The sequence below is a fragment of the Frateuria sp. genome, assembly GCF_035944355.1.
Classification (GTDB): Bacteria; Pseudomonadota; Gammaproteobacteria; order Xanthomonadales; family Rhodanobacteraceae; genus Frateuria_A.
The window spans coordinates 355811-378371 of sequence record NZ_DASZBH010000014.1 but is presented as its reverse complement, the minus strand read 5'-3'; the positions used below and the strand labels follow the sequence as shown (position 1 = coordinate 378371).

General features: G+C 69.6%; 23 protein-coding genes. 16 read left to right on the top strand and 7 right to left on the bottom strand.

What is annotated here, in order from left to right; genetic code table 11:
* Positions 1–65 precede the first annotated feature (65 nt).
* The 3 genes from VGU03_RS12335 (at position 66) to VGU03_RS12325 (ending at position 3942) form a co-directional block, all read left to right on the top strand.
* A complete protein-coding gene (locus VGU03_RS12335) occupies positions 66–2402 on the top strand; it encodes a FimV/HubP family polar landmark protein (RefSeq protein WP_327480911.1) in 2337 nt (778 codons plus the stop codon).
* A 158-nt stretch (positions 2403–2560) separates the two neighbouring features.
* Positions 2561–3328, top strand: a complete 768-nt coding sequence (gene truA / locus VGU03_RS12330) for a tRNA pseudouridine(38-40) synthase TruA (RefSeq protein WP_327480909.1) — start codon at positions 2561–2563, stop codon at positions 3326–3328.
* The gene (locus VGU03_RS12325; protein ID WP_327480907.1) at positions 3325–3942 is read left to right on the top strand and encodes a phosphoribosylanthranilate isomerase; all 618 of its coding nucleotides are present in this window, start codon (positions 3325–3327) and stop codon (positions 3940–3942) included. The genes truA and VGU03_RS12325 overlap by 4 nt, the downstream gene beginning before the upstream one ends.
* Here the strand turns inward: VGU03_RS12325 and VGU03_RS12320 are convergent.
* Positions 3939–4829 (bottom strand): LysR family transcriptional regulator, encoded by an 891-nt coding sequence (locus tag VGU03_RS12320; RefSeq protein WP_327480905.1) that lies wholly within the window; start codon positions 4827–4829, stop codon positions 3939–3941. The genes VGU03_RS12325 and VGU03_RS12320 overlap by 4 nt on opposite strands.
* Positions 4830–4954: 125 nt before the next feature.
* Here VGU03_RS12320 and trpB point away from each other — a divergent pair, with 125 nt between their 5' ends.
* The 3 genes from trpB (at position 4955) to accD (ending at position 7923) form a co-directional block, all read left to right on the top strand.
* The gene (trpB, locus tag VGU03_RS12315) at positions 4955–6166 is read left to right on the top strand and encodes a tryptophan synthase subunit beta (protein ID WP_327480903.1); all 1212 of its coding nucleotides are present in this window, start codon (positions 4955–4957) and stop codon (positions 6164–6166) included.
* The gene (gene trpA, locus VGU03_RS12310) at positions 6163–6963 is read left to right on the top strand and encodes a tryptophan synthase subunit alpha (RefSeq protein WP_327480901.1); all 801 of its coding nucleotides are present in this window, start codon (positions 6163–6165) and stop codon (positions 6961–6963) included. Before trpB ends, trpA begins: the two co-directional genes overlap by 4 nt.
* Before the next feature lie 90 nt (positions 6964–7053).
* Positions 7054–7923: an acetyl-CoA carboxylase, carboxyltransferase subunit beta gene (gene accD, locus VGU03_RS12305; protein ID WP_327480899.1), complete on the top strand. Its 870-nt coding sequence runs from the start codon at positions 7054–7056 to the stop codon at positions 7921–7923.
* A 351-nt stretch (positions 7924–8274) separates the two neighbouring features.
* Here the strand turns inward: accD and VGU03_RS12300 are convergent, their stop codons facing one another.
* The gene (locus tag VGU03_RS12300; protein WP_327480897.1) at positions 8275–8817 is read right to left on the bottom strand and encodes a phosphatase PAP2 family protein; all 543 of its coding nucleotides are present in this window, start codon (positions 8815–8817) and stop codon (positions 8275–8277) included.
* Positions 8795–9952, bottom strand: a complete 1158-nt coding sequence (locus VGU03_RS12295) for a glycosyltransferase family 1 protein (RefSeq protein ID WP_327480895.1) — start codon at positions 9950–9952, stop codon at positions 8795–8797. Before VGU03_RS12295 ends, VGU03_RS12300 begins: the two co-directional genes overlap by 23 nt.
* A gap of 405 nt (positions 9953–10357) precedes the next feature.
* Here VGU03_RS12295 and VGU03_RS12290 point away from each other — a divergent pair, with 405 nt between their 5' ends.
* Complete coding sequence (locus tag VGU03_RS12290; protein ID WP_327480893.1) at positions 10358–10675, top strand: hypothetical protein; 318 nt, start codon at positions 10358–10360, stop codon at positions 10673–10675.
* A 41-nt stretch (positions 10676–10716) separates the two neighbouring features.
* Here VGU03_RS12290 and VGU03_RS12285 read toward each other — a convergent pair whose 3' ends face one another.
* Entirely contained in the window at positions 10717–10989 is a 273-nt protein-coding gene (locus VGU03_RS12285) for a hypothetical protein (RefSeq protein ID WP_327480891.1), read from the bottom strand.
* 71 nt (positions 10990–11060) lie between these two features.
* Between VGU03_RS12285 and gltX the strand changes: the two genes are divergently transcribed.
* From gltX to VGU03_RS12245, 8 genes are all read left to right on the top strand, one after another.
* A complete protein-coding gene (gene gltX, locus VGU03_RS12280) occupies positions 11061–12476 on the top strand; it encodes a glutamate--tRNA ligase (protein WP_327480889.1) in 1416 nt (471 codons plus the stop codon).
* Positions 12477–12491: 15 nt separating this feature from the next.
* A complete protein-coding gene (locus tag VGU03_RS12275; protein WP_327480887.1) occupies positions 12492–12764 on the top strand; it encodes a hypothetical protein in 273 nt (90 codons plus the stop codon).
* 103 nt (positions 12765–12867) lie between these two features.
* Positions 12868–13320 carry a transcriptional repressor gene (locus tag VGU03_RS12270; RefSeq protein ID WP_327480885.1) on the top strand — a complete coding sequence of 151 codons (453 nt, stop codon included), beginning with the start codon at positions 12868–12870 and terminating at the stop codon, positions 13318–13320.
* Between the two features lie 240 nt (positions 13321–13560).
* Entirely contained in the window at positions 13561–13983 is a 423-nt protein-coding gene (locus tag VGU03_RS12265; protein ID WP_327480883.1) for a MerC domain-containing protein, read from the top strand.
* A 47-nt stretch (positions 13984–14030) separates the two neighbouring features.
* A complete protein-coding gene (locus VGU03_RS12260) occupies positions 14031–15014 on the top strand; it encodes a cation diffusion facilitator family transporter (protein WP_327480881.1) in 984 nt (327 codons plus the stop codon).
* A 104-nt stretch (positions 15015–15118) separates the two neighbouring features.
* The gene (locus VGU03_RS12255) at positions 15119–15280 is read left to right on the top strand and encodes a 30S ribosomal protein THX (RefSeq protein ID WP_291195728.1); all 162 of its coding nucleotides are present in this window, start codon (positions 15119–15121) and stop codon (positions 15278–15280) included.
* A gap of 145 nt (positions 15281–15425) precedes the next feature.
* The gene (locus VGU03_RS12250; protein WP_327480878.1) at positions 15426–15893 is read left to right on the top strand and encodes a hemerythrin domain-containing protein; all 468 of its coding nucleotides are present in this window, start codon (positions 15426–15428) and stop codon (positions 15891–15893) included.
* An 8-nt stretch (positions 15894–15901) separates the two neighbouring features.
* Complete coding sequence (locus VGU03_RS12245) at positions 15902–16705, top strand: isochorismatase family cysteine hydrolase (RefSeq protein WP_327480877.1); 804 nt, start codon at positions 15902–15904, stop codon at positions 16703–16705.
* 102 nt (positions 16706–16807) lie between these two features.
* On the opposite strand, the gene hutI is transcribed toward VGU03_RS12245, so the two are convergent.
* Genes hutI through VGU03_RS12230 form a run of 3 tightly spaced genes read right to left on the bottom strand, consistent with a single transcriptional unit; the run spans position 16808 to position 21072 of the window.
* Entirely contained in the window at positions 16808–18037 is a 1230-nt protein-coding gene (hutI, locus tag VGU03_RS12240; RefSeq protein ID WP_327480876.1) for an imidazolonepropionase, read from the bottom strand.
* On the bottom strand, positions 18034–19464 hold the full coding sequence (locus tag VGU03_RS12235; protein WP_327480874.1) for a chloride channel protein: 1431 nt from the start codon (positions 19462–19464) through the stop codon (positions 18034–18036). Before VGU03_RS12235 ends, hutI begins: the two co-directional genes overlap by 4 nt.
* A gap of 42 nt (positions 19465–19506) precedes the next feature.
* The gene (locus VGU03_RS12230) at positions 19507–21072 is read right to left on the bottom strand and encodes a bifunctional GNAT family N-acetyltransferase/carbon-nitrogen hydrolase family protein (RefSeq protein ID WP_327480872.1); all 1566 of its coding nucleotides are present in this window, start codon (positions 21070–21072) and stop codon (positions 19507–19509) included.
* A gap of 100 nt (positions 21073–21172) precedes the next feature.
* On the opposite strand from VGU03_RS12230, the gene VGU03_RS12225 reads away from it, so the two are divergent.
* Positions 21173–22552 (top strand): formimidoylglutamate deiminase, encoded by a 1380-nt coding sequence (locus tag VGU03_RS12225; protein WP_327480870.1) that lies wholly within the window; start codon positions 21173–21175, stop codon positions 22550–22552.
* The last annotated feature ends 9 nt before the right edge of the window (positions 22553–22561 follow it).

The following is a 22561-nucleotide window of genomic DNA, read 5'->3' as shown; positions in this document are numbered from 1 at the left end:
TCCGGTGTCGCCGCGGCCTGCGGCGATGGCATGAAGCGTCTCGGGGTCGTCTTGGGGGAATCACGATGAATCGTTCGTTGAAACTGTCGATGCTGCTGGCGCTCGCGCTGGGCAGCACCCAGGCGGCGGCACTCGACCTGGGCCAGGTCCAGGTCAAGTCGGCACTCGGCCAGCCGCTGCTCGCGGAGATTCCGCTCACGTCCGACAGCCCCGCGGAGCTGCGCAACCTCAGTGCGCGCCTGGCTTCGCCGGAAGACTTCGCCCATGCGGGCCTGTCCGGTGCGCGGCCCGACGTCCCGTTGCAGTTCGCCGTCGTCGACGTGGGCGGGCGCAAGGTGATCCGCATCACCAGCGCGGTGTCGATCAACGACCCCTACCTGGACCTGCTGGTCGAAGTGGACAACGCCAGCGGCCGCAGCCTGCGCGAATTCCCGATCCTGCTCGATCCGCCGGGCACCCAGCCAGCGCCCGTCGTGAGCGCGCCGCGCAGTGCGTCGCACGGCATGTCGCGCGCCGCGCCCCGTTCGGCCGCGGCGCCCGCCGGGTCGGCACCCACTCGGCCTGCCGCAAGCCAGGAGGCCGCGGGCGGCCAGTACGGTCCGGTCGAGCGGGGCCAGACGCTGTCGAGCATCGCGCGCAAGCTCGCGCCCGCCGGGGTCGATGCGAGCCAGATGATGATGGCGCTCAAGCAGGCCAACCCCGGCGCCTTCTACCAGGACAATATCAACGCGTTGAAGAGCGGTGCGGTGCTGCGCGTGCCGACCAGCCAGGACGCGCAGGCCATGAACGTGGCTGCCGCGATGGCCGAGATTCGCCGGCAGAACAGCGACTGGCGCGCCGGTGCCGTGCGTTCGACCACCACCGTGGCCGATGCGGCCACCCGCGCGCAGACCTCCAGCGCCCCCGCCGGCACCTCTGCGGCCGACCGGCTCGCACTGGTGCCTGCGAAGGAAGGCGGCAAGGGTGCCGGCGCAAAGGGCGGCAGCGGCAAGGGTGACGCCGCCCTGCGGCAGGACCTGCTGCGCAGCCAGGAGTCCCTGACCACCCTGCAGCAGCAGAGCGCCGAGCTGAAGTCGCGCCTGAAGGACCTGCAGGAGATCAACGACAAGAACACCCGCCTGCTGGCGCTCAAGGACAACGAGATCGCCGAGCTGCAGCAGAAGCTGGCGGATGCACGCAAGAAGGCCGGCTTGCCGGCGGCGGCAACACCCCCCGCCGCTGCCGCCGTATCGTCCGTCCCGGCGGCGGCCAGCCGGCCACCGGTTGCTGCCGCCGCACACAGCGCCGCGCCGGCCACGCCCGCCAGCGTCGGCTCTGCCGCACGCGTAGCGGGCGCGGCCAGTGCCACGGCAGCGCATGGCGCCGCGACCGCGGGCACCTCTGCCAAGCCGGCGGTCGCGCCGGCCAGCAAGCCGGTCGCCAAGCCCGGGCCGGCACCGCTGCGGGCCCCGGCCGAGGAACCCTGGTACATGCAGCAGTGGGCCTGGGCTGCGGCGGGTGGTGCGGTCCTGTTGCTGATCCTGCTCGCCCTGCTTGGGCGCCGGCGCAAGCCGGCCGAGCCGAGCCGGGTCACGCCGGTGGCGCCCTCGCTGGCCGACCGCTTCGGCAGCATGCCGGCCGCGCCGGCGGCCAGCGCCGACCCGGATCAGGACGAGCTGCTCGATCAGCTGGCCGAGCATCCGGACGACATCGGCCTGCACCTGGAGCTGGTAAGCCTTTACTACTCGCGCCGCGACGTCGAGCACTTCGAGGCCGCCGCCGAGGCGATGCATGCGCACATCGCCGACCCGCAGCAGGACGAATGGCAGGACGTGCTCGCCATGGGCGAGGACCTGGTGCCAGGCCATCCGCTGTTCGCGGGCGCCGGCTACAAGGCGCCGGAGGCCTTCGCCGAAGAGCCTGATCACCACGCCACAGAAGCCTTGCACTCGTTCGACCTCGGCAGCTACCCGTCGGACGAGGAGACGAACGGGACGCCGTCGATCCGCGAGCCCGCGAGCGCGAAACCGAAGGTCAGCGAATACCACTTCGACTTCGACCTGACCCCGCCGCGTCCCAACCCGGCGGCGCCATCGGAGGCGGCGGACACGCACATGGCGGTCGACGACGACCGTACCGTGGTCCGCAATTTCGAATCGGTTTCGGAGGACGAAGAACCCGCGCATTCTTCCTGGGCCTTCGAAGAGCCGGTCGAGGAGGCCGCGGGAGCGGCGCATGCGGCCACGCCGCACGAACCGGCCGAATTCAGCGACGACCCGATCGACACCAAGCTCGATCTCGCCCGCGCCTACATGGACATGGGCGATGCGGACGGCGCCCGCGCCATGCTCGAGGAAGTGATGAACGAGGGTAGCCGGACGCAGAAGGATGCGGCGCAGCGCCTGCTCGATTCGCTGGCCTGAGTGCCCTTCGCACGCTTGCACGACGGGCCGGCCATGCCGGCCCGTCGCGTTTTCAGGCCCGCGCCCGTGGTCCGGCCGGTCTTGGGCTTCGTGGACGGGCGCCCTGCAGGAAGGGCGGCAGCTGCTAAGCTTTCCGGCTGTTCTGCAGGATTCCACCCATGCGCATCGCCCTGGGCGTCGAATACGACGGCACCGATTTCCTCGGCTGGCAGCGCCTGACCCACGGCGCCACCGTGCAGGGTGCGCTCGAGCAGGCGCTGTCGCGGGTGGCGGCCCATCCCATCGAGGTGACTTGCGCCGGGCGCACCGATGCCGGCGTGCATGGGCGTTGCCAGGTGGTGCACTTCGATGCGCCGGTCGAGCGCGACATGCGCGGCTGGGTGCTGGGAGCGTGTTCGAACCTGCCGGCAAGCGTGGCGGTGTTGTGGGCGCAAGCCGTGCCTGAGGCGTTCCATGCGCGCTTCGCGGCGCGCAGCCGGCGCTATCGCTACGCCATCCTCAATCGCCCGGTGCGGGCCGCGCTGGATGCCCGCTACGTGACCTGGGAACGGCTGCCGCTGGATGCCGGGGCGATGCATGCGGCGGCGCAGGCCTTGCTCGGCGAACACGACTTCTCCGCTTTCCGCGCCGTGTCCTGCCAGGCAGCGCATGCGCGCCGCTGCGTGCTCGGGCTGCAGGTGCGCCGCGAGGGCGCGCAGGTGATCATCGACATCGAAGCCAACGCCTTCTTGCACCACATGGTGCGAAACATCGTGGGTTCGCTGCTGCCGGTCGGGCGGGGCCAGCGGCCGGTCGCGTGGCCGGGCGAACTGCTCGCCGGCCGCAACCGCGAAGCGGCGGGCCCGACCGCGCCGGCTTCGGGCCTTACCTTCCTCGGGCCACGTTACGAGAATCATTGGCAACTGCCGGCCGAGGTGAGCGCATGACCCGCATCAAGTGCTGCGGCATGGTCCGCATCGAGGACGCCGTGCTCGCCGCCGAACTGGGCGCCGACGCCATCGGCCTGGTCTTCACTGCGCGCAGCCGCCGGCAGGTGGGCATCGGGCAGGCGCGCGCCATCGCCCGCGCGCTGCCGCCGATGGTCGCTACCGTGGCGTTGTTCATGGACGACGAGGCCGTGTTCGTCGACGAGGTGATCGACGCCGTGCAGCCGCAGCTCCTGCAGTTCCACGGCTCCGAGACCGATGCCTGGTGCGCCCAGTTCGGGCGGCCTTACCTCAAGGCCATCGCCATGGCCGAGCCCAACGCGGCCCTGCCGCTCCTGCGCGCCTTTCCGGGCGCCGCGGGCCTGCTGCTCGATGGCCACGGCCTGGGCGAGGCCGGCGGCGCAGGCCGCAGCTTCGACTGGTCGCTGATGCCGCGCGACCTGGCGCAGCCATTGATCCTGGCCGGCGGCCTGGACCCGGGCAACGTGGCCCGGGCCATCCGCATCGCCAGGCCATGGGGCGTGGACGTGTCCAGCGGGATCGAGTCGGCGCCCGGGATCAAGGACCCGCAAAGGATGCGCGCCTTCATCCAGGCGGTGCGCGAGGCTTCCTAGCCGAGTGCTTCGCGCAGCCACGCTGCCAGTGCGTCGATGCGCTCGTCCTGGCTGCGGCGGGAGGCGGCGAGAATCCAGCGGCCCTGTGTCGGGGCGAATCCCCAGGGCGCGATCAGGCGGCCCGAGGAAAGGTCATCGGCCACCAGCTGCATCGGCGCGATGGCGACTCCCAGCCCGGCCACTGCCGCTTCCAGCAGGTAGTACAGGTGCTCGAAGCCCTGGCCATGAACCAGCTCCTGCGGTGCGATGCCGTTGGCGGTTGCCCATTGCGGCCATGCTTGCGGGCGCGAGCTGGTGTGCAGCAGCGGCTCGCCGACGAGCGCGCGCGCGGGCTGGCCGCTCAGGCGGCCGGCGAGCGGGCAGCGTGGGCTCAGCACCGGCCCGATGTGCTCGGTTGCCAGCTCGCGTACCCGCCAATCCTGTGGCCAGGGCGGCTCGGCGAGCAGCAGCGCGGCATCCAGGCCCGGCAGTGCCGGTTCGAAGGGCGTTTCCTGAGCGCTCAGGTGCAGCTTCAGCGAGGGCAGGTCACGGCCGAGCGGGTCCAGCCGCGGAATGACCCAGCGGGCCAGCAGGCTGCCTGGACAGCCCAGCACGAATGGCCGTTCCTGCTCGGCGCCGGCCAGGCGCTGCCAGGTGTCGCGCAATTGCTCGAACGCCGCGCCCGCGCCGTCGCGCAGCCGCTGGCCCGGCGCGGTCAGCGCGAGGCCACGGCCCTGACGGGCGAACAGCGGCTGGCCCAGGGCTTCCTCCAGGACACGGATCTGCCGGCTGACGGCACCGTGGGTGACGTGCAGTTCCCTGGCGGCGCGGCTGACGCTGGCCAGCCGGGCGGTGGCCTCGAAGGCGCGCAGGGCGTTGAGTGGCGGCAGGTCGCGCGGGGCGGGCATCGTGTGAGTTTTGCTGACAGATGGGAGCGATCTTATCGCTTTTTCCTTCAGCCACCCTGCGGTAGCGTGTGGGATCCGCCGTTCCGGACTGCCGGGCGGCCGCGGGTACTGCACGGGAACCTCACATGTCATCGATCCAGGATTTCCATCGTTGGCCGGACCAACAAGGTCGCTTCGGCGCTTATGGCGGCAGCTACGTCGCCGAAACGCTGATGGCGCCGCTGGCCGAGCTGACCGCGACCTATGAGCGCCTGCGCCAGGACCCGCGCTTCCTGGCCGAGCTCGATCGCGACCTCAGGCACTACGTGGGCCGACCGAGCCCGGTCTACCACGCCGAGCGGCTGTCCCGGCACGTCGGCGGCGCGCAGATCCTGCTCAAGCGCGAGGACCTCAACCACACCGGCGCGCACAAGATCAACAACACGGTCGGCCAGGCGCTGGTCGCCCGCCACATGGGCAAACCGCGGGTGATCGCCGAGACCGGCGCCGGCCAGCATGGCGTGGCCACCGCCACCGTGGCCGCCCGTTTCGGGCTCGAGTGCGTGGTCTACATGGGCGCGCTGGACATCGAGCGACAGAAGATCAACGTCTACCGCATGAAGTTGCTGGGCGCCGAAGTGGTGCCCGTGACCTCCGGCTCCAAGACGCTCAAGGACGCGCTCAACGAGGCGATGCGCGACTGGGTGACCAACGTGGCCGACACCTTCTACATCATCGGCACGGTGGCCGGTCCGCATCCCTATCCGCAGATGGTGCGCGACTTCAACGCCATCGTCGGGCGCGAAGCGCGCGCGCAGGTGCTGGAGCAATACGGCCGGCTGCCCGAGGTGATCACCGCTTGCGTCGGTGGCGGCTCCAACGCGATCGGCCTGTTCCACGCCTTCCTCAATGACGCCGGCGTGCGCATCGTCGGCGCCGAGGCGGCAGGCCTGGGCCTGGCCAGCGGCCATCACGCCGCCTCGCTCGCGGCCGGCCGGCCCGGCGTGCTGCATGGCAATCGCACCTACGTGCTGTGCGACGACGACGGACAGATCACCGAGACGCACTCGGTGTCGGCGGGCCTGGACTACCCGGGCGTGGGCCCCGAACACGCCTTCCTCAAGGACGCCGGCCGCGCCCAGTACGTGGGCGTCACCGACGACGAGGCGCTGGAAGCATTCCACCTGCTGGCGCGCACCGAGGGCATCCTGGCCGCGCTGGAGTCCAGCCACGCCGTGGCTCAGGCGATGAAGCTGGCCCGCGAGTACCCGAAGGACGCTCTGGTGCTGTGCAATCTTTCCGGCCGCGGCGACAAGGACGTACACACCATCGCCGCACGGGAGGGAGTGCAGGTATGAACCGCATCGACCGCCGCTTCGCCGCGCTCAGGGAGGCCGGCCGCACTGGCCTCATTCCGTTCGTCACCGCGGGCGACCCCTCGCCGGAACACACGGTCGCGTTGATGCACGCGCTGGTCGAGGCCGGCGCGGACCTGATCGAGCTGGGCGTGCCGTTCTCCGATCCGATGGCCGACGGCCCGGTGATCCAGCACGCCAGCGAGCGGGCGATCGCCAGGGGCGTGGGCCTGTCCGACGTGCTCGGCTGGGTGGGCCAGTTCCGCCAGCACGATGCCGATACCCCGGTGGTACTGATGGGCTACCTCAACCCGATCGAGATGTACGGCTACGCGCGCTTCGCCCAGGCGGCGGTGCAGGCGGGCGTCGATGGCGTACTGCTGGTGGATTGCCCGATGGAGGAATCGGCCGTGGTGCAGCCGCTGCGCGAGGCAGGGCTGCGGCAGATCCTGCTGGCCGCACCCACCACCGCGCCCGAACGCCTGGCGCGCCTGTGCGGCGCCGCCGAGGGCTTCCTCTACTACGTGTCCTTCGCCGGCATCACCGGCGCCGCGCGGCTGAGCACGTCAGACATCGCCTCGCGCGTGGCGGGTCTGCGCGAGCACGCCGCCGCGCCCGTGGCGGTGGGCTTCGGCGTGCGCGACGCGGCCAGCGCCAAGGCCATCGCTGGTTTCGCCGACGCGGTGGTGATCGGCAGCGCGCTGGTGGAGAGCCTGGCCGGCGCGGCTTCCGGGCCGGAGACCGCCGGTCGCGCCCGGACGTTCCTGCAGCCGATCCGCGCGGCGCTCGACGCGGCCTGAGCCCGCACGGCGCCCGCGTGGGCGGGGCGCCGCGGCGCTGGGGCGACCGGCGTTCTCGGTTAGAATGGGCGCTTCACCAGAGGCGTCACTATGAACTGGCTGCAGAAAATCATGACTCCGCGTGCGCGCACGCACAGCGCGCCGGCCGGCAAGGGCAAGGTGCCCGAGGGCGTGTGGGAGAAGTGCGGCGGCTGCGGTACCGTCCTGTACCGGCCGGAGCTCGAGCGCAACCTGATGGTCTGTCCCAAGTGCGGCCACCATCATCCGATCGGCGCACGCGAGCGCTTGTTCTCGCTGCTGGACGAGGGCTCCACGCAGGAGCTGTGGGCGAACCTCGAGCCGACCGACCCGTTGAAGTTCCGCGACTCCAAGAAGTACCGCGACCGCATCCTCGCCTCGCAGAAGTCCACCGGCGAGAAGGATGCGCTGGTGACCATGAGCGGCCGTCTCAAGGGCCGCCCGCTGGTCGCGGCGGCGTTCGAGTTCTCCTACATGGGCGGCTCGATGGGTTCGGTGGTGGGCGAGAAGTTCACCCGCGCCGCCGAGCGCGCGCTGGCCGACAAGAGCGCGCTGGTGTGCTTCTCCGCCACCGGCGGCGCGCGCATGCAGGAGGCGCTGTTCTCGCTGATGCAGATGGCCAAGACCTCCGCCGCGCTGGCGCGCATGCGCGACGCCGGCGTGCCCTACATCAGCGTGATGACCAACCCGACCACCGGCGGCGTGTCCGCCAGCCTGGCCATGCTCGGCGACATCAACATCGGCGAGCCCAAGGCGCTGATCGGTTTCGCCGGCCCGCGCGTGATCGAGCAGACCGTGCGCGAGACGCTGCCGGAGGGCTTCCAGCGTTCGGAGTTCCTGCTCGAGCACGGCGCGATCGACCTCATCGTCGACCGCCGCGAGATGCGCGACAAGCTCGCCGAGCTGTTCGGCCTGCTGATGAAGGCGCCGCGCGCGGCGTGATCGCCGCCCATGCGATGACGATGCCGCCCTCGGGCGGCATCGTCGTTTCGGCGGACGGCTTTTCCACAGCTCGTGTGGATGCCTTACGGATAAGCCTGTGGACAAACCGCGCAGCCCGCTTTGCCGACAGGCACTTGGCACATCCTGGCGAAGTTTTGCGCATCGGCGCTGCGCGCTGCGCGCCGTCGATCGGTGACTTTTCCACAATGGCTGTGGAGCCGGCTGGGGCAAGCCTGTGGATAGATTGCCTATCCTGCTGATCGGCAAGCGTGAAGCGACGGCGTGGGCAAGAACTGACCAGCGTTGCGGTATCGCTGTCGACGGATTCCGGGCCGGGTTGCGGCGCTTGCGCTAGATGAGGCCGGCGAGCCGCAGCGAGACGCCGCCGAGCACGCTGCCCAGACCGATCGCCGCCAGCACGTCGCTCGGGTAGTGCAAGCCGAGCACCACGCGCGACATCGCCACCAGCGAGGTGAAGCCGAGCAGCAGCGGCGCCAGCGCCGGATACCAGGCCAGCGCCACGATCGTGAAGCCCACGGCCTGCAGGGTGTGTCCGGAGGGAAAGCTGAATTCGTCCAGCGGCGCCACGTGCGCGACCACGCCCGGGCAGGCGTGGAATGGCCGTGGCCGGCGCGTCCAGCGCTTGAGCACGCGATAGAGCAGCAGCGCGACCAGCCCGGTCGCCGCCATGTGGGCCGCGGCGCTGACGCCGCGTCTGCCGTCGGCCAACGCGAGCGCCAGCATCAGTGCGTACCAGAACATGCCGTCGCCCAGGCGGCTGACGATGCCGAACGCCGCCCCGACCGCGCGCCGCGTACCCCAGCGATTGGCGAGCACGCAGACCTTCAGGTCCAGCGCGAAGCGCGGCAACTCAGGCGTGGGCGCAGATGCCATGGACCGGACTCTCCCCGCGTGCAAGCCCGTACAGCAGTGTTTCGAATTCGCGCAATACGGCATCGGGCGACAGCCGCTCGACGCTGGCCCGTGCGGCACGTCCCATGTGCCTTATCAGACCCGGGTTGCATGCCAGCGTTGCAGCGGCGGCAATGAAACCCTCCGTGTCGCCCGGTGCGATGCCGTAGCCGTTGTGCCCGTGGCGCAGGTGATCGTGCGCGGCGCCCTGGTCGAACGCCACCACCGGCAGCCCTGCGGCAAGCGCCTCGAGGATCACGTTGCCGAAGGTTTCGCTCAGGCTGGGAAAGAGGAACGCGTCCGCGCTGGCGTAGTGACGCGCCAGCGATTCGCCGCGCTGCGCGCCGGCGAAGATGAAATCGGGATTCGCTGCCGCCAGCGCGGTGCGTTCGGGTCCGTCGCCCACCCACACGTAGCGCGCCGCGGGCATGCGCTGCTGGATGGCCCGAAAGGCTTCGACGGCCAGCGCCAGGTTCTTCTCCGCCGCGATGCGTCCTACGTACAGCACCACCGGCGTGCTTCCGTCGGCGCCCCAGCCGGCGCGCAGCGCCGGGTCGCGCCAGGCCGGATGGAACTGCGCGGTATCCACCGCGCGGCGCAGCAACTGCACATTGCCGAGGCCAAGGCCGCGCAGCTCCGCGGCCAGCGCGTCGGTGGGCACCAGCGTGGCGTCGGCCCGGCGATGGAAGCCAAGCAGGTAGCGCCGCACGGCCGGCCCGAGCACGCCCAGGCCATAGTGCGCGGCATAGGTGTCGAAGCGGGTGTGGAAGCCGGTGGCCACGGGAATGTCCAGCCGCAGCGCCGCGCGCAGGGCGGAGTGGCCGAGCGGGCCTTCGGTGGCGATGTACAACGCATCCGGCCGCAGGCGACGCCAGCGCTCGCGCAGCAGGCGGCCCGCGGGCAGCCCCATGCGCAGGCCGGGATAGCGCGGGAGCGCCATGCCGTGTACTTCCTGGACCAGGATGCCCGGCTCATCCTCGAACGCATCGCGCTGGCGCGGGCGCACCAGTTCGATGCTGTGCCCGCGCGCGGCCAGTCCGGCCGCGAGCCCATGCACGGTCAGCGCGACGCCGTTGATCTGTGGCGGATAGGTTTCGCTGACGATGCCGATGCGCATTGCAAGTCCCCATCGCGGTTGGGGACAGCTTCGGACCGGCGCGTTGCGCGCCGGTGGCGGGCCGGTGACCACGGCATGACGCAAGCCCGCGCCGCACGGCATGCTGGCCCGCCCGAGGCGGAGCCGCGCCATGAAACGGATGGCGCCACCGTTGGGCGCGAGGTCACGGTCCGCTTCGGATTCATGGACGTGGCGCCGGCTGGGGTGGACAAGCAGCACACTGGCCACCACCACCTGCTGGTCGACATATCCGACCTTCCGCCGGCCGGCCAGAAACCGTGCTCAAGCTCGTGCCCGGATCCAGTACGCTGGAGCTGGAAGGTGCCGATCACGTGCCGATGCGCGCCGGTAGTCTCCCGCAGGATTACCATCCACGTGAAATAGGCAGGTCGCCCGGAGGTCCCAATGAAAGCCAGACTCATTGCCGCCGCCATGCTGGCGTTACCGAGCGCCGCGATCGCCACCGTGGCGATGGAACCGGTGCAGGCCACGGCGCCGCTGCACGAAGCGCCTTCCTCACATCACCAGCTCTTCGTGGTGAAGTTCGTTCTGCGTCAGGCACCGCCAGACAACGCGCCACCGCAGATAGAGATCGACCAGACCACGCCGGAGATCATGCCGCCTTCGGCAGGCAGCGTTTCGGCGATGTTGCTCGGAGCGTTCCATCGCGACCCGAACATGCTCATCTGCTCCGGCTGGGGCTGCGAGAACGGCATGCGCTGATCGGGCGAACGGGTGCGGTCAGCGACCGAAGTACCGTTGCTCTAGTCGCCGCTGCGCAGGCGGTCGTAGGGCACGACGCCGGGCCGCAGTTCGAGCGGGCCTTCCAGCCCCAAGCGCAGCAAGGTGTCGATGCTGGCCTGGCGGGAAGCGACGCCGTCGACGCGGTCGAGGCTCCAGTCGGGCAGACCCTGTTCCCAGGTGCCTGACCTGCGCCGAGCACCGCAGGGGTGAAGCCGATACCCAAGGCGGTCGTAGCCGGGGTTGTCCGCATGCGGCCCTGCGACGGCTCCGAGCCATCCGGCGGCCGCCATCACGCGCCGCAGGTCGGCTGGACGCCGGGTATCGGCTAAAATCCCGCGTTTGGCCTCGCACCAGAAGACTCCCCATGACCGTCCGCACCCGTTTCGCTCCCAGTCCCACCGGTTTCCTGCATATCGGCGGCGCGCGCACCGCGCTGTACTGCTGGCTGGAAGCGCGCCGCCGCGGCGGACAGTTCCTGCTGCGCATCGAGGATACCGACCGCGAGCGCTCCACGGACGAGGCGGTGCAGGCGATCCTCGACGCGATGGCGTGGCTGGATCTTTCCGCCGACGCGCCGGCGGTCTACCAGACCCACCGCCTGGCCCGCTACAAGGAAGTGGCCGAGCGCCTGCTCGCCGAAGGCAAGGCCTACTACGCCTACGAGAGCAAGGAAGAGATCGAAGCCATGCGCGAGGCCGCCATGGCCAAGGGCGAGAAGCCCCGCTACAACGGCTATTACCGCGATCGCAACGAGCCCGGCTTTCATGAAGCGCGCCGCGACGACCCCAACCGCGTGATCCGTTTCCGGAACCCGACCGAGGGTTCGGTGGTGTTCGAGGACAAGGTCAAGGGCCGGGTGGAATGGGCCAACGCCGAACTCGACGACCTGGTGATCTTCCGCTCCGACGGCTGGCCGACCTACAACTTCGCCGTGGTCGTGGACGACATCGACATGGGCATCACCGAGGTCATCCGCGGCGACGACCACGTCAACAACACGCCGCGCCAGATCAACATCTACAAGGCGCTGGGTGCGCCGGTGCCGGAGTTCGCGCACCTGCCGATGATCCTGGACAAGGAAGGCAAGAAGCTGTCCAAGCGCACCGGCTCGGTCAGCGTGATGGAGTATCGCGACGCGGGCTACCTGCCTCACGCCATCCTCAACTACCTGGTGCGGCTGGGCTGGTCGCACGGCGACCAGGAGATCTTCTCGCGCGAGGAGATGGTCCGCTTGTTCGATATTTCCGACGTGAACAAGGCTGCGTCGCGCTTCGATACCGAGAAGCTCGCCTGGCTCAACCAGCACTACCTCAAGACCGACGATCCGCAGGCGATCGCACCGGAGTTCGCTTGGCACCTCGAGCGTGCGGGAATCGATGCCGGACGGGGGCCCGCGCCCGCCGATGTCATCGTGGCGCTGCGCGACCGCGTGCACACGCTCAAGGAAATGGCCGAGCGCGCCAGGATCTGGTACGCGCCGATCAGCGAATGGGACGACAAGGCGGTCGCCAAGCACCTGCGGAACGAAAGCGCCGTGGCCGTGCTGGAGGAAGCCCGGGTCCTGCTGGCCGAGGTCGAATGGAAGCCCGAGTCGATTCACCAGGCGATCGAGCGGATCGCCGCGAAACTGGAGCTGGGCATGGGCAAGATCGCCCAGCCGCTGCGCGTGGCGATGACCGGCACCCAGGTATCGCCGTCGATCGACCACACCATCTATCTGGCCGGCCGTTCGGTAGCGCTCGAGCGCATCGCCGACGCGCTGGCGCGCGCGCAGGGCTGAGGCGCGGCGCCCCGCGTGGACGAGCTGCTCGCCCGGGCCATGCAGGGCGTCGATCCGCAAGCGCCGGGCGCGTTCTGGCGGGTCTTTCTGAACCTGATGGCGCTGGTGCCGTGGGGCGCGCTGTTCTGGTGGAACCTCCTTTTCATTGCCGTCGGCGCCGCCCTGGGCCGGTGGCGGGGGCGGACCGCCGAAGGCATCGCCTGGTCGTTCGTGCTGGGTCCGATCGGCTGGCTGGTCATCCTGCGCCGACCCCGCCGCGGAGCGCCACCACCGCTGCCGCGGCGCTAGCGGCCGTTGGGATCGCGCGCCGCCGTCCCAACCTACGGGCTGGCGCGCGGGTCTATCATCTGCCCAGGCTTACGGGGAACACGACGTGTCAGGCAAGACGCATATGCACCATCATCACGACGACGCCCACGGGTTCGTGGCGGCGGTCGAGCATGCCAGCGAGGCGCGTGGACTGCGCCTGACGCCGCTGCGCAAGGAAGTGCTCGAGCTGATCGCTGCGGCCGGCAAGCCGATCAAGGCGTACGACCTTCTCGACCAGCTGCGCGAGCGCCACGGCAACGCCGCCCCGCCCACGGTCTACCGGTCGCTGGATTTCCTGCTCGAACAGGGTTTCATCCACAAGCTCGAATCGATCAACGCCTACGTCTCCTGCCACCATCCGGACGAGGCGCATCAGGTGCCGTTCCTGATCTGCGACAACTGCGCGAGTGCGCAGGAAGTGTGCGACGCGCGGGTGGCCGAGCTGATCGAGGCCCAGGCCCGCGCCTTCGGTTTCCGCCCGCAGGCGCAGACGCTGGAGGTGCACGGCCTGTGCAAGCAGTGCCGCAAGAGCTGAGCGGCGGAAAAGGTGCGGGGCGCGATACATCCCGTATCGCGCCCCGCGGTTTTCCCGGTGTTGGCGGGGAGGGAACGTTGCCGCACCGGAAAATCGTCGACCCGATGGCAGGCAGCGGGTCCGGTGTCCGATCAGGCTAGAACGCCGCCATGGCCGCCCGGTTGACCGGCGGTTGCGGGACGATGACAGTCGGTCGCGTTATAAAGTAACATGGTCGGCGTTCCTCCATGGACGCCATCGATGGCCCAGCCGCCACCCTCACGCGCATGGCAGACCGCCGATCGCTTCGGCGCCGTCGCTTCGTTTCTCTGCGCAGTCCATTGTGCGGTGCTTCCGTTCGTGCTGGCGCTGCTGCCGCTGCTGGGGCTGCAGTTCCTCGCCGACGTTCGTTTCGAGCGGGCTTTCGTGGTGTTCGCCTGTGCGCTGGCGCTGCTGACGCTGGTCAACGGCTATCGCCGGCATCACCGGCCGGTACCGTTGATGCTGGCGTTTCCGGGGTTGTCCCTGCTGTTGTTGGGCGTGACGGTGGCCGAGCAGTACCAGCTCGCTTTGCACGCCACGTTGGTGACTTGTGGCGGCGTGCTGCTGGCGAGCGCGCATTTCGTCAACCTGCGCATCGACCGGCGGCAACCGCACGTGCACGGGCCTGGCTGCGTGCACTGAGCACGCGGTGATTGTGTAACGCGGTGAGGCGTTCCTAGGATGGCGCGATGACTCACGCTCTCCCGCAACATTCTCACGATCACGATCACGATCACGATCACGATCACGATCACGGTCACGGTCACGGTCACGGTCACGACGATCAGGACGGCCATCTGCGCGGTCGCAAGCTGCTGCTCGCTTTCCTGCTGACCCTGCTGATGCTGCTGGCCGAGGCGGTCGGCGGCTTCTGGTCGGGCTCGCTCGCGCTGCTCGCCGATGCCGGCCACATGATGGTCGACGCACTCGCGCTCGCGCTGGCTTTCGCCGGCGCACGGCTGGCCCTGCGCCCGGCCGATGCCCGCCGCAGCTATGGCTATGGACGGCTGGAGGTGCTCGCCGGCTTCGTCAACGCGCTGACCCAGTTCGTACTGGTCGGTTTCATCGCCTACGAGGCGGCGGTGCGCCTGATGCATCCGGGCGCGATCCTCTCCGGCGTGATGCTGGCGGTGGCGGTGGTCGGCCTGCTGGTGAACCTGCTGGTGCTGCGCATCCTGCACGGCCATGCGCACGACGACGTCAACATGGCCAGCGCCAGCCTGCACGTGCTGGGCGACCTGCTCGGCTCGGTCGGCGCGGTGCTGGCGGCACTGGCCGTGCGCTGGCTGCACTGGAACTGGGCCGACCCGGTGCTTTCGCTGCTGGTGTCGCTGTTGATACTGGGCAACGCCTGGCGGCTGCTGCGCAAATCGGCGCACATCCTGCTCGAAGGCGTGCCCGAGGATCTCGATGTCGGCGAGGTCGAGCAGGCGCTGCGGCAGGCCGATGGCTCGATCCTCGACATCCACCACCTGCACGTCTGGCAGCTCGCCTCCGGCTCGCGCATGGCCACGCTGCACGCGCAGGTGGACGATGGCGACGGCGGGGCGGCCGTGACGGCGATCCATGCATTGCTGCGCCAGCGCTTCGGCATCCTGCACGTGACCGTTCAGGTCGATGCCGGTCCGTGCACCGACCGGGTGCGCGACTGCCTGGGGCACGGGCACCGTTGACCGCATGCCGCGGGGTGCCGGAGGGCATTGGCGAAGCTCTTGCGCTTTACCCGGCCGCTGCTACGATGTCCGGCCATTCACGCATTACGAATCAAGGAGTTCCCATGGGTAAGGGCGATCGCAAGACCCGTCGCGGCAAGACCTACCGCGGCAGCTACGGCAACACCCGCGCGCATGACGCGCAGCCGGCCGTGGTCGGCGCCAAGGCGACCGTGACCAAGCCGGCCGCCGCCAAGAAGGCCGCGCCGAGGAAGAAGTCCGCCTGAGCGGCTCTTCCTGCTTGCCGATTGCAGAACCCCCGCTCGCGCGGGGGTTTTTGTTTTTGCGGTTCGGCATGCATTCAAGCCCGGAAGACACGCGCTTCACCGCAGCCATGGAAGTGTTCCCGAGCAGGGGCACGACGGAGCGCACATGAACGCAATCGAGCTTTTGACGCAGGACCACAAGAACATGCGTGCGCTGCTGGAGGAGCTCTCTGGCACCACCACCCGTGCCGTGAAGAAGCGGAAGGAGCTGCTCGAGAAGATCCAGACCAACCTCACGGTGCACAACACCATCGAGGAGGAAATCTTCTATCCGGCCTTCAAGAATTCGGGCGACGGCAAGGACGACGCCCAGATGTATTTCGAGGCCCTCGAGGAACATCGCGCCGCCGGTGACCTGGTGCTGCCGGACCTGCTCAAGACCGACGCCGACAGCGAGAAATTCTCCGGTCGCGCCAAGGTGCTGAAGGAGCTGTTCGAGCACCACGCCAACGAGGAAGAGAAGGAGATGTTCAAGCGCGCCAAGGCGCTGATGAGCAAGAAGACGCTGGAGGAACTCGGCGAGCAGATGGCGCAGCGCAAGCTGGAACTCAAGAAAAGGGCGCAGGCGGGCTGATGGCGGCCATGGGCAACAGCACCGTCCTGACCGACAACGATGCGCGGTTTGAACCCTCGCGCAGCGCCTTGCTGATCGTGGACATGCTCAACGACCTCGAGTTCGACGGCGGCGAAGCGCTACTGGAGCAGGCGATGCCGGCGGCCAGCGCCATCGCCCACCTACGGGACTGGTACCACACGCGCGGATTGCCGGTGATCTATGCCAACGACAACTTCGGGCGCTGGCATGCCGACCTGGCCAAGATCATCGAACATTGCCGGCGCGTCGGTTCGCGGGGCGCGGCATTGAGCGACGGCCTGCTGCCTGGCGTCGATGACTATTTCGTGCTCAAGCCGCGGCATTCGGCGTTCTACGAGACGCCGCTGTCCACGCTGATCGAAAAGCTCGGCGTGCAGGCGCTGGCCGTGGTCGGCATCGCCGGCGACGATTGCGTGCTACGCACCGCGCTGGATGCGCAGATGCGCGGTTTTCCCCTGTGGGCGCCGGCCGACGGCATCGCATCGCAGACGCCCTTGCGCAACCAGCGCGCCCTCGCTTGCATGCAGGAGGTTGCCAAGGCCGACATCACACGCATCGACGCGCGCCTGCCGGAATGGAACAACACCCAGCGGAGCCACACCATGAGCAGCCACGACCGCAAAGACATCAGGCACCCCGACCATGTCGCGCCGCAACGGCCGGAGACGGAGAACGAGCGGAAAGGCCGCAAGGCCCACGAGAGCGATCTCACCGACGAGGCGGTGGAAGAGACCTTCCCCGCCAGCGATCCGGTATCGCCGTTCATCCCCGCCAAGACGCCGGAACCGTAGCCGTCGGCGCGGGACGGCATGTTTTGCTGCATCGCTCCGGCACCTGATTAGGCCGGGCGGCCCTGTCACGGACTTGGCGCGAAGGTGGGTTCCGGTTCGCCTCTAGGTGACGATCCGGACGCCACCGGCCCAGGCGCTGCGCAGTAGCGCGCCACCGATCCAGTAGCACAGTTGCGCCGGCTGCCGTGCGTGCCATACCGCCAGATCCGCGCGCTGGCCCACGGCGAGCGTGCCGCGATCGGCCAGGCCCAGCGCACGGGCGGCATTGATGGTGATGCCGCGCAGCGCCTCCTCCGGCGTGAGCCGGAACAGCGTGCATGCCATGTTGGCCGCCAGCCGCAGCGAGAGCAGCGGCGAGGTGCCGGGATTGCAGTCGGTGGCGATGGCGATCGGGACGCCGTGCGCGCGCAGCGCGCCGATCGGCGGCAGACGGGTTTCGCGCAGCGCGTAGAAGGCCCCGGGCAGCAGCACGGCCACGGTCCCGGCGGCCGCCATGGCGCGCACTCCCGAGTCGCTCAGGTGTTCCAGATGGTCAGCCGACAGCCCCTGGTAATGGGCGACCAGCGCGGCGCCGTCGAGATCGGAAAGCTGTTCCGCGTGCAGCTTGACCGGCAGGCCCAGCGCCTGCGCGCGTTCGAACACGCGCGCGGTTTCCTCGCGGCTGAAACCGATGCCCTCGCAGAAGGCGTCCACCGCATCGACCAGGCCCTCGGCGGCCAATGCGGGCAGCATCGACTCGCTCACCTGCGCCACATAGTCCGCGCGGCGCTCGCGGTACTCCGGCGGCAGCGCATGCAGGCCCAGGAAACTGGTGCGGACGGTGATGCCGAGCGTCTCGCCGAGGTGCCTTGCGGCGCGCAGCATGCGCCGCTCGGTGGGCAGGTCCAGTCCGTAGCCCGACTTGATCTCCAGCGTGGTCACGCCATCGCGCAGCAGGGCCTGCGCACGCGGCAGGCTCTGGCGCAGGAGCTCGTCCTCGTCGGCCTCGCGGGTGGCGCGCACGGTGGAGGCGATGCCGCCGCCGGCTTTGGCGATCTCTTCGTAGCTGGCGCCGTTAAGGCGCAGGTCGAACTCGTGCGCGCGATCGCCGCCGAAGACCAGGTGCGTGTGGCAGTCGATCAGCCCAGGGGTGACCAGCGCGCCGTCCAGCCGTTCGACGGATGCGGCCAATGCCTCAGGTGCGCCCGGCAGGTCGCCCACCGAACCCAACCAGGCGATGCGGCCATCCTTGATCGCCAGCGCGGCGGACTCGATCAGCCCGAAAGGGCGCTCGCCGGCGAACGTCGCCAGCGTAGCGTCGAGCAACAAGTGGTCCCAGCGGGAAAGACTCATGGCTTGGCCACCGGGGGCGGCTCGTCCGGAGGAGCCGCCGGTTCGTCGAAGGCGCTGCTCGGGCCGACGTGCTCGACCGGCTTCCCCGACCCGGCCCGGTGCGCCGCCTGCTGGCGCTCGAACTCCTGCACCAGCCGTTCGGCGAAATCTTTGTAGACCGGCGTGGGACTGAGCAGCGACGCGGCCGCGCGGGCCAGCAGGCAGGCGGCCATGACCGGAATGATCATCGCCTGGTTGGCGGTCAGCTCCATGGCGATCACCGCCGACGTGAGCGGCGCACCGGTGACGCCCGACAGGTAGGCGCTCATGCCCAGCAGCACCACCGCCGCGGCCGGCACGCCGGGAAGGAAATGCGCGATGTTCTGGCCCAGCCCGGCGCCTACGGCCAACGCCGGGGAAAAGATGCCGCCGGGAATGCCGGCCCAGTACGAGACCACGTTGGCGGCGAGCTTGGCCAGGCCGAAGCTTTCGCCCGGCGTCACCGCGGCCTGCTGCACGATCGCACGCGCCTGGTCGTAGCCGGTGCCGTAGACCGAGCCGTGGAACAGCACGCCCAGCACCGCCAGCACCAGCCCGCACCCGGTGGCGAAGGCGACCGGCCAGCGGGCACGCAGCGCGCCGACCTGCGCCAGCGGCCCACGCTTGCTGAGCAGGATCAGCCGCGCGAACAGGCCGCCGAGCAGGCCGCAGACGATGCCGCACAGCAGTACCGCCAGCCAGGCATGGCCCAGCGGCAGGCTCGCCTGCACCGTGCCGAAATAGGCGTAGTTGCCCATGATGCCCAGCGACACCACGCCGCCGACGATCACGGCGGTGAGCAGCAGGCCACTGAAGCGATGCTCGAAGGTGCCGGCCAGTTCCTCGATGGCGAATACCACGCCGGCCAGCGGCGTATTGAAGGCCGCGGCGATGCCCGCCGCGCCGCCGGCAAGGATGAAGCGCGAAGCCGCCTTCGGGTCGCTGAAGCCGAAGCGCCGCGCGAAGCTGTAGAACAACCCCGCACCCACGTGCACCGTCGGGCCCTCGCGCCCGATCGAGGCCCCGGCCGCCAGCGCGATCAGGGTGAGCAGCATCTTGCCGGCGGCGACCGGCAGCGCCAGCATCGTCTGCCGGAAGCGCTCGTCTTCCACGTGCAGCGTGGCGATCGCCTGCGGGATGCCGCTGCCGCGGGTGGCACGCATGCGTCCGGCGGTGACCCATGACAGCAGGCCGAACACCGCCGGCGTCAGGATCAGCGGGATCCACGCGCCATACGTCAGTATGTGCAGGAACAGGTGGTAAGCCCATGTGCTCGCCTTGGCGAACAGGATCGCGGCCAGGGCCACCAGCACGGCGCCGCTCCACAGCGCGATGCGCCGCTTCCACTGGTGGGGGGCGAAGAACTCGTGGCCGAGCAGGGCCTGCAGGCGCGGGTTGGATGAGAGCATCGGCCGATTATCGCCGAAAGTAGGCGCGCACTTCGCGGGGCGTCACAGCGGCAAAGGCCGCCAGCGCATCTCGTACAGATCGAAGCGCCGGTCCTTCAGGTTGGTCACCGCGCCGGCGTTGCGTGCGCGGGCCAGGCTCTCCAGACGCAGATCGGCGAACAGCACGGTTTCGATGTTGGGGGTGGAATCGGCCGCCACGCCGTCGCGCGCGAACGGAAAGTCGCTGGGCGTGAGGATGCAGCTCTGCCCGTACTGGATGTCGAAGTTGTTCACGCCCGGCAGGTTGCCCACGTTGCCCGAGAGCACCACGTAGCACTGGTTCTCGATCGCCCGTGCCTGCGAGCAGTAGCGCACGCGCAGGTAGCCTTCGCGCACGTCGGTGCAGAAGGGCACGAACAGGATCAGCGCGCCCTGGTCGGTGAGGTGCCTGGCCACCTCGGGGAACTCGGAGTCGTAGCAGATCATCACCCCGATCGGGCCGCAGTCGGTCTGGATGGTCGCGGCGCCCTCGCCGCCGGTGATGTTCCAGACATTGCGCTCGCTGGGCGTGGGGTGCAGCTTCTCGCGCTCGTGCAGCGAGCCGTCGCGCAGGCACACGTAGCAGACGTTGTGGATGTCGCCGTTGGGCTGTTCGGTCGGGTGCGAGCCGGCGATGATGTTGATGTTGTAGCGCACGGCCAGGCGGCCGAAGAGCTCCTTCACCTGCGGCGTGTATTGGCTGAGCTTGCGGATCGTCTCCACCGGCGAGAGTTCCTCGTTCTCGATGGACAGCAGCTGCAGCGTGATCAGCTCGGGGAAAGTGACGAAGTCGGCGTTGTAGTCGGCCGCGATATCCGTGAAATATTCCACCTGCGTGGCGAATTCCTCGAACGAGCGGATCCGCCGCTGCAGGTACTGCACCGACGCCACGCGGACCAGGTCCGGCAGGTGCCGCGGCGAGGGGATCGGCGGGATGTCCGGGTGGTCGAGCAGCGCCGGGTTGCGCCACACCAGGTGCACCGCCCAGCCGAGCGATTCGTGGTCCGAGGGCACGTAGGCGCGCAGCAGCCCGATCACCTCGAAGCCGTTGGCCAGTTGGAAGCTGAGCGTGGCGTCGCGCCGTTCGCCGCTGATGACCGCCCGTACGTAGGCCTCGGCGCTGCCGTAGCGGCCGATGTGCTTTGCCAGTCCGGGAACGCGCCCGCCGAACACGATGCCGCGCAGCTTCAGGTCCATGCAAAGCCGCTTGCGCGCGTGGTAAAGCCGCTGGCCGATGCGCATGCCGCGGTAGTCCGGATGCACTACCACCTCCATGCCGTAGAGCCAGTCGCCGTCGGCCTTGTGCCGTGAGCCCATGCCGCTGCCGGTGATCTGCATCCAGGTGTGCGGCTTGAGCGCCGTGGCCTCGTCCATGCGGAAGGTGGCGCAGTAGCCGACTATTTTGCCGGCGTACTCCACTATGAACTGGCCTTCGGGAAAATGCGTCTGCTGCGAGCGCAGCATCTCGACCGAGTGGCCCCACTCGGGCGAATAGACGCGGGCGGTCAGGTCCACCAGCGCCGGCACGTCCTCGGGGCGGGCCAGGCGCAGCAGGAGCTTGGCGGTTTGCTCGGGGGGCTTTTTGGGCATGGGCGCAGTATCCGGCGGCGTTTGTGGTGGAAGCGTCGGTTGCCGGTCCGCGGGGGAGGGAACAAGCCCGCTACACTGGCCGCCTTGCGAGGAGCCTCCGATGACCCAGTCCACCCGCCTGCGCCGTTGCCATGCCGGTCACCTGTGGCAGGACGAGGGCTGGGCGCGCGAAGGCATCTTCGGCATCGACGCCGAGGGCATGGTGCAGGCGGTGGATGACGGTCCGGCCGAGACGCTCGGTACCTGGGTGGTTCCCGGCATGCCCAACCTGCATTCGCACGCTTTCCAGCGGGCCATGGCGGGCCTGGCCGAGCGCCGGGGCAGGGCGGATGATAGCTTTTGGAGCTGGCGCGAAACGATGTATGCGTTCGCCGCCTCGGTGGGCCCGGACGAACTGAAGGCGATCGCCGCCCAGCTCTACGTGGAGATGCTCAAGGCCGGCTACACGCAGGTGTGCGAGTTCCACTACCTGCATCACCGCCCCGACGGCCTGCCCTACGCCCTACCGGAGGCGATGTCGCTGGCGCTGGTCGAAGCGGCGCGCGAGGCGGGCATCGGCCTGACCCTGCTGCCCGTGCTCTACATGCGCGGCGGCTTCGACGGCCGGCCGCTGGGTGCGCGGCAGCGCCGCTTCGGCCACGAGGTGGACGGCTATCTGCGCCTGCTCGATACCTTGCGCGGCTATCAGGATGCCGACCTGCGCGTGGGCATCGCCCTGCATTCCCTGCGCGCGGTGACCGAAGATGCGCTGCAGGCCGTGCTCGCCAGCGACCTGGCGCAGGACGGCCCGATCCATATCCACGTCGCCGAGCAGATCGGCGAGGTGCAGGATTGCCTGTCCATCCGCGGCGCGCGGCCGGTCGAGTGGCTGCTGGACCACGCGGACGTCGGCGCACGCTGGTGCCTGGTGCACGCCACCCACCTCAGCGAAGACGAAACCACGCGCCTGGCCCGCAGCGGCGCGGTTGCCGGGTTGTGCCCGACCACCGAAGCGAACCTGGGCGACGGCCTGTTTCCGCTGGCCGCCTATCTCGACGCCGGCGGCACGCTGGGCATCGGCTCCGATTCGCACATCTCCATCTCGCCGGTCGAGGAACTGCGCTGGCTGGAGTACGGCCAGCGGCTGGCCAGCCGCCATCGCAACATCGCCGCCCGCCGCGAGGGCGCAAGCGTGGGCCAGACGCTGTGGCGCGCGGCGTTGCGCGGTGGCGCGCAGGCGGCCGCCGTGCCGGTCGGCGCGGTGCGCCCCGGAAACCGCGCCGACCTGCTCGTGCTCGACGACGGCTCGCCGCTGCTCGCCGCGCGCGACGAGGACTCGCTGCTGGACAGCTTCATCTTCGCCGGCAACACGCCGCTGGTCCGCGACGTGATGTGCGGCGGGCGCTGGGTGGTGCGCGAGTTCCGCCACCACGACGAGGAGCGCATCGCCCAGCGCTACCGCGCGACGGTGCGGCGCCTGGCGGATCGCACTGCCGCCTGAACGGCGGTC

Bases quoted from the DNA above. Each gene is read 5' to 3' on its own strand.
- VGU03_RS12265 (WP_327480883.1), top strand. From the start codon at position 13,561: ATGGCCCAGCCGCCACCCTCACGCGCATGGCAGACCGCCGATCGCTTC.
- VGU03_RS12260 (WP_327480881.1), top strand. From the start codon at position 14,031: ATGACTCACGCTCTCCCGCAACATTCTCACGATCACGATCACGATCAC.
- truA (WP_327480909.1), top strand. From the start codon at position 2,561: ATGCGCATCGCCCTGGGCGTCGAATACGACGGCACCGATTTCCTCGGC.
- VGU03_RS12230 (WP_327480872.1), bottom strand. From the start codon at position 21,072: ATGCCCAAAAAGCCCCCCGAGCAAACCGCCAAGCTCCTGCTGCGCCTG.
- hutI (WP_327480876.1), bottom strand. From the start codon at position 18,037: ATGAGTCTTTCCCGCTGGGACCACTTGTTGCTCGACGCTACGCTGGCG.
- accD (WP_327480899.1), top strand. From the start codon at position 7,054: ATGAACTGGCTGCAGAAAATCATGACTCCGCGTGCGCGCACGCACAGC.
- VGU03_RS12225 (WP_327480870.1), top strand. From the start codon at position 21,173: ATGACCCAGTCCACCCGCCTGCGCCGTTGCCATGCCGGTCACCTGTGG.
- VGU03_RS12335 (WP_327480911.1), top strand. From the start codon at position 66: ATGAATCGTTCGTTGAAACTGTCGATGCTGCTGGCGCTCGCGCTGGGC.
- VGU03_RS12320 (WP_327480905.1), bottom strand. From the start codon at position 4,829: ATGCCCGCCCCGCGCGACCTGCCGCCACTCAACGCCCTGCGCGCCTTC.
- VGU03_RS12245 (WP_327480877.1), top strand. From the start codon at position 15,902: ATGGGCAACAGCACCGTCCTGACCGACAACGATGCGCGGTTTGAACCC.
- VGU03_RS12250 (WP_327480878.1), top strand. From the start codon at position 15,426: ATGAACGCAATCGAGCTTTTGACGCAGGACCACAAGAACATGCGTGCG.
- VGU03_RS12295 (WP_327480895.1), bottom strand. From the start codon at position 9,952: ATGCGCATCGGCATCGTCAGCGAAACCTATCCGCCACAGATCAACGGC.
- VGU03_RS12300 (WP_327480897.1), bottom strand. From the start codon at position 8,817: ATGGCATCTGCGCCCACGCCTGAGTTGCCGCGCTTCGCGCTGGACCTG.
- VGU03_RS12255 (WP_291195728.1), top strand. From the start codon at position 15,119: ATGGGTAAGGGCGATCGCAAGACCCGTCGCGGCAAGACCTACCGCGGC.
- VGU03_RS12290 (WP_327480893.1), top strand. From the start codon at position 10,358: ATGAAAGCCAGACTCATTGCCGCCGCCATGCTGGCGTTACCGAGCGCC.
- VGU03_RS12235 (WP_327480874.1), bottom strand. From the start codon at position 19,464: ATGCTCTCATCCAACCCGCGCCTGCAGGCCCTGCTCGGCCACGAGTTC.
- gltX (WP_327480889.1), top strand. From the start codon at position 11,061: ATGACCGTCCGCACCCGTTTCGCTCCCAGTCCCACCGGTTTCCTGCAT.
- VGU03_RS12270 (WP_327480885.1), top strand. From the start codon at position 12,868: ATGCACCATCATCACGACGACGCCCACGGGTTCGTGGCGGCGGTCGAG.
- trpA (WP_327480901.1), top strand. From the start codon at position 6,163: ATGAACCGCATCGACCGCCGCTTCGCCGCGCTCAGGGAGGCCGGCCGC.
- trpB (WP_327480903.1), top strand. From the start codon at position 4,955: ATGTCATCGATCCAGGATTTCCATCGTTGGCCGGACCAACAAGGTCGC.
- VGU03_RS12325 (WP_327480907.1), top strand. From the start codon at position 3,325: ATGACCCGCATCAAGTGCTGCGGCATGGTCCGCATCGAGGACGCCGTG.